Annotated in this window: 18 protein-coding genes and 1 tRNA gene; 15 read left to right on the top strand and 4 right to left on the bottom strand. The window is 65.4% G+C overall.

Annotated elements, in window-relative coordinates; translation table 11 throughout:
• From DQP58_RS20950 to DQP58_RS20930, 5 genes are all read left to right on the top strand, one after another.
• Positions 1-848 (top strand): molybdopterin molybdotransferase MoeA (locus DQP58_RS20950; RefSeq protein WP_133259412.1); only part of this gene is annotated, 848 nt, incomplete at its 5' end.
• A gap of 20 nt (positions 849-868) precedes the next feature.
• Entirely contained in the window at positions 869-1,522 is a 654-nt protein-coding gene (locus tag DQP58_RS20945; RefSeq protein WP_205869500.1) for a GNAT family N-acetyltransferase, read from the top strand.
• Between the two features lie 223 nt (positions 1,523-1,745).
• Positions 1,746-2,816: a divisome protein SepX/GlpR gene (sepX, locus tag DQP58_RS20940; RefSeq protein ID WP_112710122.1), complete on the top strand. Its 1,071-nt coding sequence runs from the start codon at positions 1,746-1,748 to the stop codon at positions 2,814-2,816.
• A 51-nt stretch (positions 2,817-2,867) separates the two neighbouring features.
• Positions 2,868-2,940 (top strand) — tRNA-Ala (locus tag DQP58_RS20935).
• Between the two features lie 269 nt (positions 2,941-3,209).
• A complete protein-coding gene (locus DQP58_RS20930; RefSeq protein ID WP_240630012.1) occupies positions 3,210-3,713 on the top strand; it encodes a formate dehydrogenase in 504 nt (167 codons plus the stop codon).
• 141 nt (positions 3,714-3,854) lie between these two features.
• On the opposite strand, the gene DQP58_RS20925 is transcribed toward DQP58_RS20930, so the two are convergent.
• Positions 3,855-5,162 carry an MCE family protein gene (locus DQP58_RS20925; RefSeq protein ID WP_112710121.1) on the bottom strand — a complete coding sequence of 436 codons (1,308 nt, stop codon included), beginning with the start codon at positions 5,160-5,162 and terminating at the stop codon, positions 3,855-3,857.
• An 814-nt stretch (positions 5,163-5,976) separates the two neighbouring features.
• On the opposite strand from DQP58_RS20925, the gene DQP58_RS20920 reads away from it, so the two are divergent.
• Entirely contained in the window at positions 5,977-7,326 is a 1,350-nt protein-coding gene (locus tag DQP58_RS20920; protein ID WP_133259411.1) for an FAD-dependent oxidoreductase, read from the top strand.
• 70 nt (positions 7,327-7,396) lie between these two features.
• On the opposite strand, the gene DQP58_RS20915 is transcribed toward DQP58_RS20920, so the two are convergent.
• Entirely contained in the window at positions 7,397-8,206 is an 810-nt protein-coding gene (locus DQP58_RS20915) for a DUF1906 domain-containing protein (protein WP_165827925.1), read from the bottom strand.
• A gap of 113 nt (positions 8,207-8,319) precedes the next feature.
• Entirely contained in the window at positions 8,320-9,081 is a 762-nt protein-coding gene (locus DQP58_RS20910; protein ID WP_112710118.1) for a hypothetical protein, read from the bottom strand.
• A gap of 190 nt (positions 9,082-9,271) precedes the next feature.
• Between DQP58_RS20910 and DQP58_RS20905 the strand changes: the two genes are divergently transcribed.
• Positions 9,272-9,874, top strand: a complete 603-nt coding sequence (locus tag DQP58_RS20905; protein WP_112710117.1) for a TetR/AcrR family transcriptional regulator — start codon at positions 9,272-9,274, stop codon at positions 9,872-9,874.
• Positions 9,875-10,424: 550 nt separating this feature from the next.
• On the opposite strand, the gene DQP58_RS20900 is transcribed toward DQP58_RS20905, so the two are convergent.
• The gene (locus DQP58_RS20900) at positions 10,425-11,027 is read right to left on the bottom strand and encodes a TetR/AcrR family transcriptional regulator (RefSeq protein ID WP_112710116.1); all 603 of its coding nucleotides are present in this window, start codon (positions 11,025-11,027) and stop codon (positions 10,425-10,427) included.
• Between the two features lie 58 nt (positions 11,028-11,085).
• On the opposite strand from DQP58_RS20900, the gene DQP58_RS20895 reads away from it, so the two are divergent.
• The 8 genes from DQP58_RS20895 to DQP58_RS20860 all read left to right on the top strand — a co-directional run bounded on the left by DQP58_RS20895 (position 11,086) and on the right by DQP58_RS20860 (position 18,467).
• Entirely contained in the window at positions 11,086-12,288 is a 1,203-nt protein-coding gene (locus DQP58_RS20895) for an aromatic ring-hydroxylating oxygenase subunit alpha (RefSeq protein ID WP_430916387.1), read from the top strand.
• An 82-nt stretch (positions 12,289-12,370) separates the two neighbouring features.
• Complete coding sequence (locus tag DQP58_RS20890) at positions 12,371-13,495, top strand: M20/M25/M40 family metallo-hydrolase (protein WP_112710114.1); 1,125 nt, start codon at positions 12,371-12,373, stop codon at positions 13,493-13,495.
• 90 nt (positions 13,496-13,585) lie between these two features.
• Positions 13,586-14,602, top strand: a complete 1,017-nt coding sequence (locus DQP58_RS20885) for a GHMP kinase (protein ID WP_112710113.1) — start codon at positions 13,586-13,588, stop codon at positions 14,600-14,602.
• Positions 14,590-15,207, top strand: a complete 618-nt coding sequence (locus tag DQP58_RS20880) for a D-sedoheptulose-7-phosphate isomerase (protein ID WP_205869499.1) — start codon at positions 14,590-14,592, stop codon at positions 15,205-15,207. The genes DQP58_RS20885 and DQP58_RS20880 overlap by 13 nt, the downstream gene beginning before the upstream one ends.
• An 8-nt stretch (positions 15,208-15,215) precedes the next feature.
• Complete coding sequence (locus DQP58_RS20875) at positions 15,216-15,770, top strand: D-glycero-alpha-D-manno-heptose-1,7-bisphosphate 7-phosphatase (RefSeq protein ID WP_112710112.1); 555 nt, start codon at positions 15,216-15,218, stop codon at positions 15,768-15,770.
• Positions 15,771-15,995: 225 nt separating this feature from the next.
• Positions 15,996-16,946, top strand: coding sequence for a GNAT family N-acetyltransferase (locus DQP58_RS20870; protein ID WP_112710124.1), 951 nt, complete (start codon positions 15,996-15,998; stop codon positions 16,944-16,946).
• Between the two features lie 153 nt (positions 16,947-17,099).
• Positions 17,100-17,789: a DUF5642 family protein gene (locus DQP58_RS20865; protein ID WP_112710111.1), complete on the top strand. Its 690-nt coding sequence runs from the start codon at positions 17,100-17,102 to the stop codon at positions 17,787-17,789.
• 27 nt (positions 17,790-17,816) lie between these two features.
• Entirely contained in the window at positions 17,817-18,467 is a 651-nt protein-coding gene (locus DQP58_RS20860; protein WP_112710110.1) for a DUF5642 family protein, read from the top strand.
• The last annotated feature ends 48 nt before the right edge of the window (positions 18,468-18,515 follow it).

Raw genomic sequence — 18,515 nt, 5'->3', positions numbered from 1 at the left:
CCGGCGCCTACGTGCGCCGCGCCGGCGACGACGTCCAGCCCGGTGACGTCGCGGTGCGCTCCGGGACGGTCATCGGTGCGGCGCAGGTCGGGCTGCTGGCCGCGGTCGGCCGCGAACGGGTGCTGGTCCACCCGCGCCCGCGGGTGACGATCATGGCGCTGGGTGGCGAGCTGGTCGACATCTCGCGCACCCCGGGCAACGGGCAGGTCTATGACGTCAACTCCTATGCGCTGGCGGCTGCGGCCCGCGACGCCGGCGCGGAGGTCAACCGCGTTGGCATCGTCGGCGGCGGCCCCCGCGAGCTCCGCGAGATCGTCGAGGGCCAGATCAATCGCGCCGAGGTGATCGTGATCGCCGGCGCGGTCGGGGGCGCCGCGGCCGAGGCGGTGCGGCGGGTGCTGTCCGAGCTCGGCGAGATAGAGGTCGTGCGGGTGGCCATGCATCCGGGCTCCATCCAGGGTTTCGGGCAGCTGGGCCGGGAGGGCGTTCCGACGTTCCTGTTGCCGGCCAACCCGGTGAGCGCGCTGGTGGTGTTCGAGGTGATGGTCCGTCCGCTGATCCGGTTGTCGCTGGGCAAGCGTCAGCCGATGCGTCGGATCGTGCAGGCGCGCACGCTGTCGCCCATCACGTCGGTGGCCGGGCGCAAGGGGTTTTTGCGCGGGCAGCTGATGCGCGACCAGGAGAGCGGGGAGTATCTGGTGCAGGCGCTCGGCGGCGCGCCCGGAGCCTCGTCGCACCTGCTGGCCACGCTGGCCGAAGCGAACTGTCTGGTGGTGGTGCCCAGCGGCGCCGAGCAGGTTCGTACCGGCGAGATCGTCGATGTCGCCTTCCTGGCCCAGCGCGGCTGAGCGAAACGACTGCACGCACGGTGAACCTGTTGCGCTCCACTTCCCGCCATCCAGGATGGCCGATGAGCGTTGGGCCGCTTCGGGTTCCGGCCGGCGTCGTCCGGTTGCGGCCGGTGCGGCTGCGCGACGGCGCGCAGTGGAGCCGCATCCGGCTGACCGATCGTGCGCACCTGGAACCGTGGGAGCCCAGTTCCGAGGGCGACTGGACGGCCCGGCACGCGGTGGCCGCTTGGCCGGCGCTGTGTTCCGGGCTGCGCGCCGAGGCGCGGCAGGGACGCATGCTGCCCTACGTCATCGAACTCGACGGCCGGTTCTGCGGCCAGCTGACCATCGGCAACGTCACCCACGGCGCGTTGCGGTCGGCGTGGATCGGCTACTGGGTGCCGCGGTCGGCCACCGGCGGCGGCGTGGCCACCGCGGCGCTGGCGCTGGGCCTCGACCACTGCTTCGGCCCGGTCATGCTGCACCGGGTGGAGGCCACCGTGCGTCCGGAAAACGCCGCCAGCCGGGCCGTGCTGGCGAAAGTGGGGTTCCGCCAGGAGGGCCTGTTGCAGCGCTACCTGGAGGTCGACAGGGCGTGGCGCGATCACCTGCTGATGGCCATCACCGTCGAAGAGGTCAGCGGTTCGGTGGTCTCGACGCTGGTCCGCGCCGGGAACGCCGGCTGGGTGTGACCGGCTCTCGCTAGAACAGCCGGCTTCCGTCGTCCGCTTCAGTGATCCGTGGCGGCTCGCCGGGAGTCCGAATCGTTGCAATTCTGGGACTAGCGCGACACGAGTGACTCATGGTGCTTGTGAGAGACAAATTACAGGTGTGTAATTGTGCTGGTCGTACGACCGGGCCGCGTTGGCCACCAGTGGCTTCGCGGGGGATGGACACCGAAGAGAGCAGGTCATCATGCCAAGCATCCCGCAGTCATTGTTGTGGATATCGCTCGTGGTGCTATGGCTGTTCGTCTTGGTGCCGATGCTCGTCAGCAAACGCGACGCGGTGCGGCGCACCAGCGACGTGGCCCTGGCGACCCGGGTGCTCAACGGCGGGGGCAACTCCCGGCTGGTCAAGCGCAGCGGCCCGGCCGCCGGACACCGCAGCGATCCCAACTGGACGCCGCCGGAAGACTCGGTCGACACCGACCTCGACGACGAGCGCGACCTCGACGACGATGACCACGAATCCGACGACGACCCCGAGACCGACGAGCTGAGCCGCCGGCGCCCGGTGGTGATGAGAATGGCCGTCGCCGAGTCGACCGAGCCCGACTATCTCGACGTCGATGTCGTCGAGGATTCCCACGTCCTTCCGGCAGGGGCCAACGCGTCCGCCGCCGAGGCCGAAACCGCCGAGGCCGAAACCGCCGACATCGAGCCCGTCCAAGACGGCGAGGTCGACACCGAGGCCGTCGCCAAAACCGACGATGCCGACGAGGACGGCTACGAGTACGTCGAGGACTCGTCCGGCCTGGAGCCCGCCGCCGAGGGCGACGAGCCCGACGAATCCGAGGCGCCGGCGCCGATGCCGCGCAACGCCTCGCGGCGGCGCCGGTTCGACAACAAGACCGCCACGGCCGTCAGCGCCCGCAAGTACGCCTTCCGCAAGAAGGTCCTGATGGTGATGGCGGTCGTACTGGTCGGCTCGGCCACCGCGGCCTTCAAGGTCTCGCCGAGCGCGTGGTGGGTGTGCGGCACCGCCACCGCGATCACCCTGCTGTACCTCGGTTACCTGCGGCGCCAGACGCGCATCGAGGAGAGGGTGCGCCACCGCCGGATGAAGCGGATGGCGCGGGCGCGGCTCGGCGTGGAGAATGCCTACGACCGCGACTATGACGTGGTCCCGTCGCGGTTGCGGCGCCCGGGCGCGGTGGTTCTCGAGATCGACGACGAGGACCCCGTGTTCGAGCACCTCGACTACGCGATGGCCATGCGGACCTTCGGTTGGCCCAGGGACTTGCCGCGCGCCGTCGGCGAGTAGTGCTGGCAGTTCGGTAGTTGGTGCCGCGACTGGTAGCCTGCTTAGCGATCAGGGGCTATGGCGCAGTTGGTAGCGCGACTCGTTCGCATCGAGTAGGTCAGGGGTTCGATTCCCCTTAGCTCCACAACGTTCGACCAGGTCAGCGGTAGCTGAGCCCCGGGCTTTCGAAGCCGTCCGTTGCGGCGTCGAGACGCCGGCGACCTCGTCCAGCTCCCCGCAGAACAAGTGCGCGTACACATCCGGCGTCGCCGCGGCAGGCGGAGCAATCGGCGCAACGACCGTCCCGTACTGGCAAGAGGTGGTTTCGAGCTGGTGACGTCCGGCGTGTCGCGGTTTCACCGTCAATCGGTTCTGAGACCGTTGGACACACTCGATGGAACGCAGGGAGGCGGCGTGAGCCCGACTCACATTTTCTTCGTCTCGGCTCTCGTCGTCATGCTGGTAGTCGGGATCGTGTCGACCCTGTTTTCCGGGAAGCTGTTCCACCCTGAGGCTACCTTGGCGATTGCCTTGACGGTGATTACCGTCGCGGCCTGGGTCTGGCGGATGCCACGGGGTTGGTACACGATTTCGCAAATCGCTTGGCGCTACCGGTTAACGACGGGTCAGGTCCGCGAGGTCGCGGACAGTCTCGGCATGAGGTTCAACCGTGGTGCGCTGGTCCCTGCCTCACAGCGCAAGAAAATGCATCCCGAACTGATGCGTCTGAAGAAGCGTAAGTCACTGCGCGAGCCGAAGGCAGCGAAGGACAACCGATTGGTCTACGAAGTTTCAGCAATACAGTCTGATTTCCTGGAGGGGGCCGACCGCATGCCGTTCTCCGGTGAGGAGCTGTTGCGACATCTGCATCCCAGGATCAGCCAGTCCGCGGCAGACGTCGAGGCCGAGGCAGTCTGACGAAATCGGCTGCGGCCTCGCCGATGCGCGGCTACCGGGACTGCGATGCAGCGCCCGCGGCGATCCGACTCACCGAGAGCTTGGCGGCCGCGGCTGGAATGGGCTAGATCGCTAAACGCTGCGGGCGTCCGGTCGCCGCGCTCATGGGTTGATCGTGTTGTCGCCGACCTGGCGTCCCCAGACGTACTCGATCGCATACGGCGATCCGGTGTCCAGGTGGTTGTACGGCACGATGCTGTTGCCGGTGTCCATCACCAATGCCGGTGCCGGCCATAGATGACGGGTGATGGTCTGCCAGCAGCCCGGCGCCCCGCCGGGCCCGCCGCGCGCGTTCACCCGCGGCAGGTTCTCCGGCCAGACGTAGGGGTTCGGCGCGCCACCGACCAGGCCGGCGACGCCGCCGAGCCCCATCGTGAGCGCGGCGACCGCGACCAGCGACAGGGGGTTGGCGACCAACCCCAACCCGGACAGCACCTTGCCGTTGCCGGTGAGCGAGTAACCGTTGGCCCCCTCGAATGCGGCAAACTTCGGCTCGACGTCGTGAGAATTCCGTATGCTGCAGAAGATCTCGGGGCTGTAGGTGTCGAGCAGCTGCGCGGTCGGCACCAGGTCTTCGGCGCCGCGCGCCAGATACGGCCCGCCCTTGTTGAACAGCTCGGCACCGGTGTTGCCGAACCCGGCCGCCGACAACAACGCCTGATCCAGATCCTTTTGCTGGGCGTTGATGGTGCGCGAGGTGATCACCGCGTTGTTCAAGAAGTCGAACAGGTCCGGCGCCGCGTTCGCGTAGGTGTCACCCAGCGCCGCCAAACCTTGAATGTCCTTGCGCGCCTGAGGCATCCGCGGATTCACATCATCGAGCAAGATGTTGGCGTTGACCACCGACTGGCCGAACTTCTCGCCCAGCCCCGACAGCGACTGCGCCGCGGCGCTCAGCGTCAGATTCAGCTTGACCGGATCCACCTTCTCCGCGATCGAGGTGATGGTCTGAAACAGCGTGTTGATCTCGGTGGTCACCGAGCGCGCGTCGATCACCGTTCGTGACGAAATATGCTGCGGCGACGGGTTTTTCGGTGTCGTCAACGACACATACTTGCCACCGAACACCGTCGTCGCCTTGATATCGGCATGCACATTCGACGGAATCAGCTTCAAATACCGCGGATAAACCTGCAACGTGAACTTCGCCGCGGGATTGCCATCACGCACCGTCTCCGAGATCGAGCCCACCCGGCCGATCTCCACCCCGTTATACGTCACCTTCGAACCCGGATCCATCACCAAACCCGCCCGCGACGCCAACATCGTCAACTCGGCCTTGGGGGTGAAGTTGCCCCGGAACTGCCCGTAGACCAGGGCCAGAGCCAGCGCGCCGACGACCAGGGTCGCCACGCCGGCCAGCTTGTACGGCGGGGTCCGCGGGGCGTTGGTCTGGATCGGTCGTGCCATGGCGGTTACACCGTGTGCGCCAAGCCGGGATTGACGCCACAAAGTGCCAACGCGACGAAAAACGAATCGGCATCGACAACAGCGAAGAACCCATCAGCCGACTTGTAGCCAGCCTCACCACCACGTCCCGCACCGAACGGTCGTGCTGCACGTGGCACCGCAGACCGTAACGCCGACACGATGTGACAAATCCGCTCTTCCGATCCGGCGGAATGGCCGACTAGAACGGATTCCTCTTTAGGCTTCCCACCCTGATCCACGGGGATCTCTTCTCAGCTCAGGCGGCAATACAACTGGCAACGAGTGATCGTTATCCGGTTGCCCTCACGGCAGCCCGAACCGCACTTTAACAGCCATCCCGCAGTGGTCAGCCATAAATCTCAATTTTTAGGTATAGGCAATGCACACGCTTCACCGCCGACTGCTACGCATGGATTGGGAGCACCGTCCCGCGAATTCTGCGATGGATTATTTTCGAAACTGTGGACTGAGCTGTTGGGTTACTGGACTGCGCCGAGTGGTGTTCGGCCGGGCTGTTGGGCCTTGCAGAACAGCGTCATTTTGGTCATCGATCAGTCGGTGCTGGCGTCGATGAGCTTATCGGCAAGGCCCGCTGGATTGGTGAGCATGACCAAAGTCAGCGGAGTTGCGAACGCCGGATGAGCCACCGTCTACCGCCTGATTAATAAAGACGCTCAGTGACGTCAGCAGCGCGATGTCTCAAGGAGATGTGATTCGCCCGTTGGTAGACAGCGGTGGAGTGCACTGAGAGTGTGGCGTTAGTAAGGGACTCTTGCGGGAGGGGACCAGCTAAATGCGCGGTGAAAACGCATTGGTCTGCGGTGCGGGTATCGCTGGCCTGTTTGCGGCCAGGGTGCTCTCAGATTTCTATGACACCGTCACCGTGGTCGAGCGTGACAAGTTGCCCGACGGCACATTTCAGCGGCGAGGGGCTTCGCAAGGTCACCACCTGCATCAAATGCTCAGCAGGGGAGCGCAACACATCGTCGAGTTTTTTCCGGGTCTCTTGGATGAGCTCGAAGCGGCGGGCGCCATAATCCTTGACAGTCCCGACGACCCTGCCCTGTTCCATCTAGGCGCCGGTGACGTCGTCTTTTGCCAATCGGGGCGGTTCACACGGTCAGAGGGCATGGTCGTGTTTTTAGCCAGCCGGCCGCTGCTGGAAGGGGTCATTCGACGGCGGGTCCGGACGATTACCAATGTCACGGTCATAGATGGCCATGACGTGGCGGAGACGCTGATCGACTCTAATGGCCGGGTCATGGGCGCGCGCGTGGTCGAGCACCGGACCGGCCAGGAACTCGCGCTGACGGCTGACCTGCTCATCGACGCTACCGGTCGCTCCGCCCGTATACCGGCGTTCTTGGAGGCAAACGGTTATCAACGGCCGCCTGAATGCAGGTACACGATTGGCCTGACCTACTCAAGCCAGCTGTTCCGCCTGCAACCTGGGGCGCTTGCCGAGCGAGCGGTGTTGGATATTCCCACCCTCGACAGGCCGGAGGGGGCTGGGTTGCTGGCCTACGAAAACGAGACGGCGATCGCCACGGTGATCGGTTTTGCCGGCCGGAAGACACCAAACGACCTGCCTGGGTTGCTTGACTCACTTTGCAAGTTCCTGCCGGACCGCGTCGCTGCGGCGTTGCGCATTGGAGAGCCCATCGGTGAGGTGTCCACTCAGCGGTATCCCGTTAGCGTTTGGCGGCGTTACGACAAGCTCTCCCGGTTTCCACGGGGCTTACTCGTTATGGGCGATGCCGTATGCGGCTTCAATCCCGTGTACGGCCAAGGTATGACATCGGCGGCGTTGCAAGCGGCGGTGCTCCAAAGGTGCTTGGCCGATGGCAGTGATCAGTTAAGTCTTCGATTCTTTCGCGCCTCCGCCAAGAGGTTGTCGCAGATGTGGTGGGCGAATCGGTTCTTCGACTTCACCATCGTCCCGTCGGATGGTTGGCAGTCGAAGCCAAAGAAGTTGACGAGTCGCGCCATGGCCAAGCTTTATGCGGCGGCGGCCACCGACGTAGTAATCACCGAAGCGATATTCAGACAGATGCATCTCGTCGGGCAACCTATGGAATTTCTTCGGCCGTCGCTGTTGCGGCGGATAGTCGCTGGCAACCGACGAAGGGCAGGAAACGAATGAAGGGCTGGGGCGTGAGCACCCACAAAGGTCCGAAAGGTCTCGTCAGGGTTGCGGCCCCATGGCACCGGGCTCAGGGATGCAGGTTCCACTGACCGCAATCCTCGGCAAGGACGTCGTTGACGTCCACTTCGAGTCCCCCGACTACCGGGCCAGGATTCGAAGCCGTACTCACCACGCGTTGGTAGAGAACCGCGGTGGGCTCGATGCGCCCGTGGGACCAGGACCGCGTTTGCCACGCCCACCTGTGGCCCGGGGTCCGTGAGTTTCCGATGACGCCGTCGTCGGCGGCCCATTTGCAGACATCGCTACCGCCGTAGACTCCGGTGCGCTGCACTCCCAGTACCGAATTGATTCCGCGAAACCATTTGAGCGCCAGATTGTTCCAGGTGTCGTGGTTTATGTCCTCGTCGATGCTGAAGAAAATCGGGGCACTCTGACCTCCGCCAGCCGCGGAATGCAGCGCCCAGGCGGTGCGCGCGTCGGAGACGCCGCCCTCGAACCCGCGCCTGAAGTCCGATGGCGCCGTCCCGCCCGGCTTGCCGTACTGGTAATTGCTGACGATCATCAGCCCAGCAGCGGTCAGCTGCTCGGCGTAATGGCGGGTGATCGGCTTGGCGCCCATCGACGAGCCGGGACGCGAGAGCGACACGTAGTTGATGACCCCGGAGTAGCCGGCGGCTCGAATCTGCTCCGCTGGGACTTGGCGCATGGCGAAGTCGATCAATCTGGGAGTGGCGGCCGCCGTCGCAGGAACGGTGACATTTGCCGATGCCGCATATAACCCTGGCAGCACAGACATAGCGAGGGCGTAACGGAATACGTCGCGCCGGGGCATCGTGCGTGATCGCGGGAGGCGCACATTTCCCGACAATTCCTGCATCGCGTGATGTTAAATTTGCCGACTTTGTGAATAGAAGTGACGTGAAGTATTCGATATCAAATCGGTTTTTGCGGTTGACCGGCCCGAGTCAACGGCCGAAGCGGTGACGACGGTTAGAACTTCACCGCGAGGTTTTGGTGGGCCAGCCTACGAACCCCCCAGAAATAGGCGACGAATGGCATGGTGCACCACAACAGGTTCAGGACTACGAACTTGATCCACATCTCGACTGGGCTGGTCATGCTTTGCAGGTTGTTGGCTATTTCTACCCCGAAGTAGACCGCTGGCAGCGTCACCTCCACGATCATCCCGCCCATGATGAAAGAGAGTTGGGTGTTGGTGAACCGCTTGCCGTTGCGGAAGAACTGGACCATCGCATACGCCTCGAAGAGTCCGATGAAGAAGGCGATCCACTCAAGGACGACGATGAGCGGGTCGCCATTGAGGTAGCGGGCGTCGCCGCCGAGCAGGATGGGCGCCCACATGTACGTCCAGAGCGCGCCGTGCTGGACGCCTGTCTTGATTTGGTCGAAGAACAAAAGCCACGGTAGTTCCCAGATGAAGCGTGGGATCAGGGCAATAAAGACCCAGACGATGACCATTGCACTGAGCCGTTCCGCCTTGGTGCGGTCACGTTGGCCGGGAAGCGGTAGCCACGGCAGCGCGAGTGCGGTCACAAAACAGCCCACGACGAAGGCGACCAGCGTGGTCGACGCGACGAGGTGCGAAACCCCGGCATGAAATTCGAGGTACCAGAACACAACGTGGATGACGAAGAAGAACGCAAGAACGCCGAACAGCGACTTCTGCAGTGACGAGAGTCCGGGCTTCGCCGAGGAAACCTGCCGGTCGTCGGCACTGATCGTCTCAGTCACGGAGTTGGCTTTCAGCGGGAACGGTTAGCTGCATGCCAAAAGCATGGCATGCGCCATGTTTTTGTAGCAAGGGTCGCTAAGCGGTAAACGCGAGGGCGAGCGCCCGCTGTGCTGACGACCCGGGAACTTCGACGAGTGCCTTAAGCTAATTTTTGATGAAGCAACCCGGTGAGCAGGGCGGATTGCGGCTGTGACAACGAGCAGACGCACCGCTCCGCGTCGCCCGGTCGCTGGTCGACAACAGCGCGGAGACCGGACCCGAGAACTGCTGATCGACGAGACGGTTCGCTGCGTTCGCGAAGAAGGCTTCTCCGCGGCTAGTGCTCGGCACATCATTGAACGCGCCGGCGTGAGTTGGGGCGTCATTCAGCATCACTTCGGGGATCGCGACGGTCTGCTGACAGCGGTCATAGAAGATGCCGTTGACCGCCTCGTCGCCTCACTTGAGGTGCTGGCCGATCCTGACCGGGTAATGGACACCGAACACTTGGTGCGGGCAACGTGGGACGCATTCGCCAACCCAAAGGCCATGGCAGGCTTGGAGATTCTCATTGCGGCCAAGGACCTGCGCGGCAGTCTTGGTGGACAACAGATGCAACGTCTCGGTACGGCCCTGGCGGCGTTGGTCGCCCGTCTGAACACCGTGGCCGACCGTGAACATGCCATCGCTTTAGGCATGCTGCTGTGGACAACACCGGTAGCGATGATGCTCGCCGAAATGTTCGCCACGCCTCCGCTAACCACCAAAGATGCCCAGAAGGCAATAGTCAAACTGCTCGAAGAACTCGGCTAAGGCAATGGTTCCGGCGACCACTCGGGGGAAGATGAGCCTCGTCGCTGCGTCGGCTAGCCGCTGCAACCCCTCACATTTCTGGTGTGCCGAGACTGCTACCGGCGGCACGTTCCGGCCGCCGATGCCGGCTAACAGCACTCAAGCCGTGACCTGGCCAAACGTTGTGGAGCTAAGGGGAATCGAACCCCTGACCTACTCGATGCGAACGAGTCAACATGGGTGTTTGTAATCGCCTACCGTTCTGGCGGAGCGTGACCGTCGGAGTTAATGCGGTTGGGCGCGTTGATAGATGACGAGGGCTGTCGGAGCTACTGCGACGGACTACGGACGCAAAGTTCTCCAGAGCAAGAGTGGGCGCTGGGTTGTTTAAGGCGGCGAGTAAACACGACAGGGGCCACCCCCACCCCCTCATTTTCCTGCCGGACCGCACCGTCAAGCGGGCTTCCCGTCGGTTCAGCGTTCGAGGTGGTTCGCTCCGCTGTCGCAAAAGAAGGGTGGGCCGCCTTCGCCGCCAAACGCGAATCGCGATTCACGGGCCGGTAACTAGCGGTCAACGGGTGGCATGCGCGCGCACCGACGGCGCGATCCAGTCCGCCAGGAACCGTCGGAGCTCCGGTCCGGTGCGTGCCGGCCGGCCGGGATCCACGATCAATGACTGCAGCATCCGCAGCATGACCTCGACCAGTTCGTCGAGCCTGCGGTCGGCGAATCCCGCTGCGGCCCAATCGACATCGAATCGTCGCAGGATCGTCCGGCCGAACGAGATGGCCTGGTCCGAGGTGACCCCCGCGGTGAACGCGCTCGCCTTGCCGGGCTGGAATACCAAACTCAGGTACTTGTCATGCGCGAGTTGCTCGAACGTGTAGGCGATGCCCTCGACCACCGCTTCGGTGGGATCGGTGAGCGAACCCAGATGCGCCGCAAGGCGATTTAGGAACCCGTCGACGGAGGCGAGGGCCGTGGCACCCAGCAGTGCCTCATGGGTGGGGAAGTACCGGTAGATCGTCTGCCGCGTCACGCCGAGCGTCGCCGCGACCTCGGAAACGCTCACGGTCCCGCGCGCGTCGATGGCGGCGCGCGTCGCCGTCAGGATGCGCGCGGCGGCCTCGTCGTCGTCCGCCGGGATGTCGCCCGACCAGCCATGCCGGCGCATTGGGTGATCGTCGCACACATAGAGCCACCGCCTTGACAATACAAATGGTAGTGATTGTATGGTCCGAAGTATTGGGCAGGAGGAGGCCAGGGTGACGACGATCGACCGACCGGTGCGCGGCACCGACGAGACGCTGACGCGACGCGGCCTGCGTCATGCCCTGGACAAGACCACCGACCTGGCCGAGCGGGAATTGCGGGTGCCGCTGCACTACTACCGCGACCCCAAGATCACCGAGATTGAGGAATCGCAGATCTTGCGTCGGGTGCCGCTGGCCATCGTCCCGTCGGCGCAGGTGCCGAACAAAAACGACTACGTGGTGCGCTCGGTGCTGGGGGATTCGCTGCTGGTCACCCGCGACCGCACCGGCGCCAGCCACGTCTTGCTCAACTACTGCCGGCACCGCGGCGCGATGCCGGCCTGCGGCTCGGGCAACGCCTCGCGGTTCGTCTGCCCGTATCACGCCTGGACCTACCGCAATACCGGCGAATTGTTCACCGTCCCGGGCAAGGCCGGCTTCGACTCGATGGACCCCAAGGACTACGGCTTGGTGGAGCTGCCCTCCGAGGAGCGACACGGCTTCATCTGGGCGGTGCTGACCGCCGACGCGACCATCGACCTCGACGCGCACCTGGGCGAGTTCGGCGCCGAACTGGCGCTGTGGAACTACGCGGCCTACGGCTACCACACCCAGCGCGAATTCGCCTCCGACGTGTCATGGAAGGGCGCTCTGGAAGCGTTCGCCGAGGGCTACCACTTCCCGTACGTGCACGGCGAGAGCCTCATCGGGCAGCACACCCTGGCCAACACGATGGTCTACGACGAGTTCGGCAAGCATCACCGGATCGGTTTTCCGTTCACCTGGATCACCAACGTCGACGCCGATCCCACGGCGTCGCTGGACCCCGTGGCGAACATGGGGGTGATCTACTGGGTGTATCCGAACCTGATCCTGGCCAACAGCCCGGTGGGCGTGGAGATCATCGACATGTTGCCCGCGGGTGAGCCGACCCGCTGCACGGTCCGCCACAGTTGGATGGGCCGCATCCCGGCCACCAACGACGAGATGAGGGCCGCGTACGACGCGGTCTTCGAAGGCGTCCATGCGGCCGTGCGCGACGAGGACTTCGCGATGCTGCCCCAGTGCGGCGAGGGCGTCCGGCACGGCCAGCACGACCACATGATCATCGGGCGCAACGAAATCGCCGTACAACACATGATCAGGGTGTTCGCCCAGGAGCTGGGCGTGGCGCTGGGCTAGGGAGGTAGCCGCGTTCGGCAGTTGGGTAGCGGCAGACCAACGCGGGTACTGGTCTGCTGAACCCAGTGACGGAGAGGACCTCATGGCGCACGATTCCACCGACGACCTACTGCAAGAACTCGTCGGGACCTACGGGCCGCCCGGCCAGGAGGACGCGGTCCGCGCCGTCTGCGCCCGCGAGTTGCAACCGGTCGTCGACGACATGTGGACCGACGACGCCGGAAACTTGATCGGATATATCGCCGCCGACCCCTCAGCCACCGATGCCGGCGCGCACGACCACCGGCACCGGACGACGTCTGAACCCGGCACCGCAACGCGGGTGATGGCGCACATGGACGAAATATCCATGATCGTCAAGCGCGTAGAACTCGATGGCACACTGCATCTGTCGCAGCTGGGCACGATGTACCCGGGCAACTTCGGGCTGGGCCCGGTCGCCGTGCTCGGTGACAACGAAACCCTCACCGCCGTACTGACTCTCGGCTCCGAGCACACCACCATTGAGAGCCCGCGGATCTGGGAGACCAAACCCGATCAGGGTGACCGAGCGCTGGACTGGCAGCACGTGTACGTCTTCACCGGCCGCAGCTCAGCCGAATTGGCCAACGCCGGAGTGCACGCCGGCACCCGGGTGTGCGTGGACCGCAGCAAGAGGGATCTGGTCGAGATGGGAGACTACGTCGGCGCCTACTTCCTCGACGACCGCGCCGCGGTGACCGCGCTGTTGCGGGCCGCGCGGCTGCTGCGTGAGCGCGGGCAACGGCCCGCCGACGACGTCTACATCGTGTTCACCACCAACGAAGAGATCGGTGGCGTCGGCGGCACCTACGCCAGCGCTCACCTGCCCGGCGACCTCACCTTGGCCCTCGAGGTCGGCCCCACCGAACGCGAATACAACACCAGCGTCACCGGCGGTCCGATCATCGGCTACATGGACGCGTTGTGCATCTACGATAAAGAAGTCGCCGACCGGCTGATGAAGGTCGCAACAGATCTGGATCTGTCGCCTCAGCCTGCCGCGCTGGGCGCCTTCGAATCCGACGCCTCGCATGCTAAGGCCTACGGGCTGACCGCGCGCGCCGGCCTGCTGTGCCTGCCGACGCTGAGCACCCACGGCTATGAAGTCATCGCCCGCCACGCGATCGACGACATGGCCAGTATCGTGGTGGATTTCGTGCTGAAGCCGAGTCAAAGGATCGCCTGAAAACACGGCGACCGTGCTGGTCAGCCTGTTAGGCTGGCCACGCTTCACTGACCCCAGATGATGGGATTAGCACTTGGCGAGCCAATCCCCATGACACGTCCCCGAATCCGCGCACGAGCGCCGCTGCGGATCTCGTTCGCCGGAGGCGGCACCGACGTGCCGCCATTCCCGACGACCGAAGGCGGCTGCGTCCTTTCGGCGACCATCGACCGCTACGCCCAGGGATCGCTGGTGCCCCGCACCGACCGCCGGGTCAGCATCGAATCGGTGGACTTCAAGACCACCCACGAGATGACGCTCGACAGCGAAATCCTCTACGACGGCAGCCTCGATCTGATCAAGGCCGCGGTGCGCAGATTCGGCCGCGACGGCACGGACGGCTACGACCTGGTGCTGCGTTCCAGCGCACCGCCCGGCTCCGGGCTGGGGTCGTCGTCGACGATGATGGTCGCCCTGACCGGCCTACTGGCCGAGCATTACCGGGTCCCGATGGGCGAATACGAGACCGCCCAACTGGCGTGTGCCATCGAGCGGGAAGACCTGGGCATCGCGGGCGGCATGCAGGACATGTACGCCGCGACGTTCGGCGGATTCAACTTCATCGAGTTCACCGACCGCGTGATCGTCAATCCCCTGCGGATTCGGGACGAGACCGCCTTCGAGCTCGAACTGAGCCTGCTGCTGTGCTACACCGGCATCACCCGTGACTCCGCGCGGGTAATCGAGGACCAAACCCGGCGCGCCACAACGGGTTCCGATGACACCCTGGCCGGCCTTCGGGCCCAGAAGGAACTGGCGGTGGCGATGAAGGCGGCGTTGCTGACCGGCAAGCTCAACGATTTCGGTGCGTTGCTCGGCGAGGCGTGGACCCACAAGAAACGGATGTCGCCCTACATCACCAACGAGCGCATCGACGACCTCTACGATCTCGCGCTCAAGAACGGGGCGCTGGGCGGCAAGCTCACCGGCGCCGGCGGCGGGGGATACATCCTGCTGTTCTGCGACTTCGCCAAGAAACACCGTCTCATCGAGGCCCTCGAGGGCGCCGGGGCCACCGTCACCGAATTCGCCTTTGAGAGCAAGGGATTGACAACATGGTCGGCATGACCGGGCCGGACGTCGTGTCACCGAGCGTCGAGCTGGTCCAGCGGCGACTGGCCGAGACCATCGCGGTCAAGCAACAAATGCAGCAGGGCGACTTCGCCGCACGGACCGTCGAGGTGGCGCGGGTGATCATCGCCTCGCTGCGCGCCGGCGGGAAGGTGATCTTCTTCGGCAACGGCGGTTCTGCGCAAGACGCCGGACATTTGGCGGCCGAACTGATGGGCCGCTTCGCTTTTGACCGTCCCGGGCTGGCGGCGATCAGCCTTCCCGACTCCACGGCGGCCATGACGGCGATCGGCAACGACTACTCCTACGACGAGGTGTTCGCCCGCCAGGTCCTCGCCGCCGGGCGCCCCGGCGACGTGGTGGTCGGGCTGACGACATCGGGCAACTCGCCCAACGTCGTTCGTGCGCTCGAGGTCGCCGGCCAGGCGGGGATGACGACCGTCACGCTCACCGGCGCGCACGGCGGTAAGGTTGCCGACGTCGCTGAAGTCTGCATCCGGGTGCCCAGCCACGACACCGGGCGAATTCAGGAAGCGTGCCTGCATCTGGGCCACTCCATCTGCGAAATGGTCGAGGCGGCATTGTTTCCCAGGCCCTCCTGACGTCGACGATGGCCGCACCCGATCTGCGCAACGTGCGCACCGTCTTTCTGGACCGGGACGGCACCATCAACGTCAAGGCCGCCGACGGCGAGTACGTCCGATCGCCGGACGAGTTGGTGCTGCTGCCGGGTGCGGCCAAGGCGGTGGCCGCCCTCAACGCCGCCGGTCTGCGGACGGTGCTGGTGACCAACCAGCGCTGGCTCTCGGAAACGCCCGCCGAGCCAGGGTGTTTCACGATCATCCAGCAGCGGCTGCACCGACTGCTGGCGAACGACGGCGCCCGGCTTGATGCCGTCTACCACTGTCCGCACGCGGCGAACAGCTGTGAGTGCCGCAAGCCCCTCGCCGGGATGTTGGTGCGCGCGGCGCAAGAGCACGGTTTCGAGCTGGCCGAGTCGGTCATGATCGGCGACGGCGACACCGACATGGTGGCGGGCCGGACGGCGGGGACGGCGACCATTCTGCTGCGCCCGGGTGGCCACCCGACCGTCGATGCCGACTTCGTGGTCGACGACCTGGCCGCCGCGGTGCAACTGGTCTTGAGCGCCCGGGCGGCGCTTTAGGTCGGTTCGTGAACACCGCGCATCCTTGCCGCGGCCGCCACCGGCTCATAACCTGGGCAACATCCGACCGCAGCCGGGTTCCTCGGGCCGGCGCGGTAGACGACGGCAAGCAGGCGGGCAGGTCATGGCATCACCGCGACGCACCCAGTGGTGTCGCGGTGCTGCGGGCGGCGGTCCGTAGCGGTGGCCGGACTGACCGGCGCCCGGGTGGACGAGCTGGCGACGATGGACATCTTCCAGGGATGTCCGGCCGAAGACCTCGCCCCGCTGGCGGGCCGCCTGCAGCCCCTGCGCGCCGCGCCCGGCCAGGTGCTGATGCGCCAGGGTGAGCAGGCCGTCTCCTTTCTGCTGATCTCCTCGGGTACCGCCGAGATCAAGCACGTCGGCGACGACGGTGTCGTGATCGTCGAGCACGCGTCCCCGGGCATGATCGTCGGCGAGATCGCCCTGCTGCGCGACATCCCCCGCACCGCGACGGTGACCACCGCCGAACCGCTGACCGGTTGGATCGGTGACACCCGAGCCTTCGCCAGCTTGGCGCACATCCCCGGCATCACGCCGCGGCTGCTGCGCACCGTGCGCCAGCGTCTCGCCGCGTTCATCACGCCGATCCCGATCCGCGTTCGGGACGGCACGCTGCTCCTGCTGCGCCCGGTGCTGCCCGGTGACAGCGAACGCACCGTGCACGGCCACATCTACTTCTCGAGCGACACGCTGTATCGGCGCTTCATGACCCCGCGTCTGCCGACCCCGGCTTTGATGCACTACCTGTCGGAGGTCGACTACGTCGATCACTTCGTGTGGGTGGTCACGGACGGCAGTGACCCGGTGGCCGACGCGCGCTTCGTCCGCGACGCCAACGACCCGACGGTCGCCGAGATCGCCTTCACCGTCGCCGACGCCTACCAGGGCCGCGGCATCGGCACCTATTTGATCAGCGCGCTGGCCATCGCCGCCGACGTGGACGGCATCGAAAGGTTCTCGGCGCGAATGCTTTCCGACAACGGGCCGATGCGTGCGATCATGGATCGCTATGGCGCCGTCTGGCAACGTGAGGACATCGGCGTCATCACCACCGTGATCGACGTGCCCCATCCGCGTCACCTGCCGTTCCGGCGTGACGAGGCCGAGCAGATCAAGCGCGTCGCCCGCCAGGTGATCGAGGCCGTCGGCTAAACGACGGAGTGCTTTGACCGCGCGCCTGTCTCCGGACCATGAGGTGACTTCCAAATCCGCTGGCGCATGCGCTAGCACGTTTGGTAATTCCTACCGGACCCGGCGCTGGCGTGGGGCAGCCGGTATGGCGTTCTGCTGTGCTATCAACTCCTCATGCGGCCGTTCGGGATTGGCCCGGCGGTGACCACAGCGCTCGCGTTGGCCGTCGCCGGGTGCGCTCACCCACCCGCGCCCAAACCGCCGCCCGTTGCGGCGAAATCGCCGCCGAGCACCACCGCGGCCGTCAATCCAGCCAACATCAAACGGGTCGTTCGCGACCTGCCGCCCGGTTACGAAGTGACCACCGGAATCCCCAGCGCGGCCTCCCCGAGGGTGATCTGGACCCTCGGGGACGATCTGCAGGCCAAGCCGGCCAGGTGCGGGACGCTGGCCGACCCCGGAAACGGGCGCGACCAATCGGCGCAGGGCGTGTCGGGCTCAGGCAGTGGCGGCATCGTCAACGCGGTGGTGGTGGCTTTGCCGGGACCGGTCGATTTCCCCGACGAGCTGGTCGCGGCGTGCGCCCAGTGGTCGGAGACCGCCGGGAACACCGTCGTGCATGTCCACCTCACCGACGCGCCGCACGTCGAAGGCGTCCAAACCGTCGGCATGGTGGCCGACGTTAAGTCATCGGTCGAGTCCGGCACCGAAATAGATTCTCGCATCTACACTTTCACCGCCTACCTGGGCAGCTACTACGCGTTCACCACGCTGGCCACCGATCCCGGCTCGGCGCTTCCTGTGCTGCCGCCGCAATTCGCCGCGGATCTGCTCACCAAAACGGTGTCCACGTTGCGCAGCTGAGTTGTCCGCTTGGGTAGATTGGCCACGATGTCCAAGATGGTGCTCGCGGTCGCGGCCGTCTGCGTTTTGGCCGGCTGCTCATCGCCCACCCACCCGGCGAAGGTCGACATCAACAAGGTCGTCGACGTGAAGTCCAGCTTCGGACCCGACTACAAGGTCAGCGACATCAGCGAACGGGGAATCGACCCCAAGCTGCTGGCCGGCCGCAAACTGCCCGACGGGTTGACGTTCGACCCCGCGAACTGCGCGAAAGTGGCGGCGGGGCCGGACATGCCGGCCGATCTGCAGGGCAACATGTCCGCGGTCACCGCCGAGGGCCGCGGCAACCGGTTCGTGGTGATCGCGCTGGAGACCTCAAAAGCGTTGCCCCTCAACGATCCCGGGAAGGGCTGCGCGAAGGTGACCTTCGCCGGCCCGCAGCTGCGCGGCGGCGTTCAGGTGGTCGAGGCGCCGCAGATCGAGCGCACCCGCACGCTGGGTGTGCATCGCGTCATGCAGGCGCTGACGCCGGGCGGTCCCCGCACCGGTGAGCTGTACGACTATTCGGCCGCATTCGGCGACTACCAGGTGATCGTCATCGCCAACCCCCTGGTGATTCCGGATCAGCCCGTCGCCCCCGTCGACACCCAGCGCGCGCGCGACCTGCTCGTCAAAGCGGTGGCGGCGGTGCGCGCCTGAGCGCAGCTCGATGGCGGCGGCCCGCCGCGCCCGGCTTGGACTATGCGC

Origin of the sequence: Mycobacterium colombiense (assembly GCF_003284975.1) — a bacterium.
Taxonomy (GTDB): domain Bacteria; phylum Actinomycetota; class Actinomycetes; order Mycobacteriales; family Mycobacteriaceae; genus Mycobacterium; species Mycobacterium europaeum_A.
This window is presented reverse-complemented; position numbering and strand designations above follow the sequence as displayed.

Bases quoted from the DNA above. Each gene is read 5' to 3' on its own strand.
- DQP58_RS20890 (WP_112710114.1), top strand. From the start codon at position 12,371: ATGGCGCACGATTCCACCGACGACCTACTGCAAGAACTCGTCGGGACC.
- DQP58_RS20900 (WP_112710116.1), bottom strand. From the start codon at position 11,027: ATGCGCCGGCATGGCTGGTCGGGCGACATCCCGGCGGACGACGACGAG.
- DQP58_RS20875 (WP_112710112.1), top strand. From the start codon at position 15,216: ATGGCCGCACCCGATCTGCGCAACGTGCGCACCGTCTTTCTGGACCGG.
- DQP58_RS20925 (WP_112710121.1), bottom strand. From the start codon at position 5,162: ATGGCACGACCGATCCAGACCAACGCCCCGCGGACCCCGCCGTACAAG.
- DQP58_RS20895 (WP_430916387.1), top strand. From the start codon at position 11,086: ATGGTCCGAAGTATTGGGCAGGAGGAGGCCAGGGTGACGACGATCGAC.
- DQP58_RS20860 (WP_112710110.1), top strand. From the start codon at position 17,817: ATGTCCAAGATGGTGCTCGCGGTCGCGGCCGTCTGCGTTTTGGCCGGC.
- DQP58_RS20865 (WP_112710111.1), top strand. From the start codon at position 17,100: ATGCGGCCGTTCGGGATTGGCCCGGCGGTGACCACAGCGCTCGCGTTG.
- DQP58_RS20915 (WP_165827925.1), bottom strand. From the start codon at position 8,206: ATGCAGGAATTGTCGGGAAATGTGCGCCTCCCGCGATCACGCACGATG.
- sepX (WP_112710122.1), top strand. From the start codon at position 1,746: ATGCCAAGCATCCCGCAGTCATTGTTGTGGATATCGCTCGTGGTGCTA.
- DQP58_RS20880 (WP_205869499.1), top strand. From the start codon at position 14,590: ATGGTCGGCATGACCGGGCCGGACGTCGTGTCACCGAGCGTCGAGCTG.
- DQP58_RS20920 (WP_133259411.1), top strand. From the start codon at position 5,977: ATGCGCGGTGAAAACGCATTGGTCTGCGGTGCGGGTATCGCTGGCCTG.
- DQP58_RS20885 (WP_112710113.1), top strand. From the start codon at position 13,586: ATGACACGTCCCCGAATCCGCGCACGAGCGCCGCTGCGGATCTCGTTC.
- DQP58_RS20870 (WP_112710124.1), top strand. From the start codon at position 15,996: ATGGACATCTTCCAGGGATGTCCGGCCGAAGACCTCGCCCCGCTGGCG.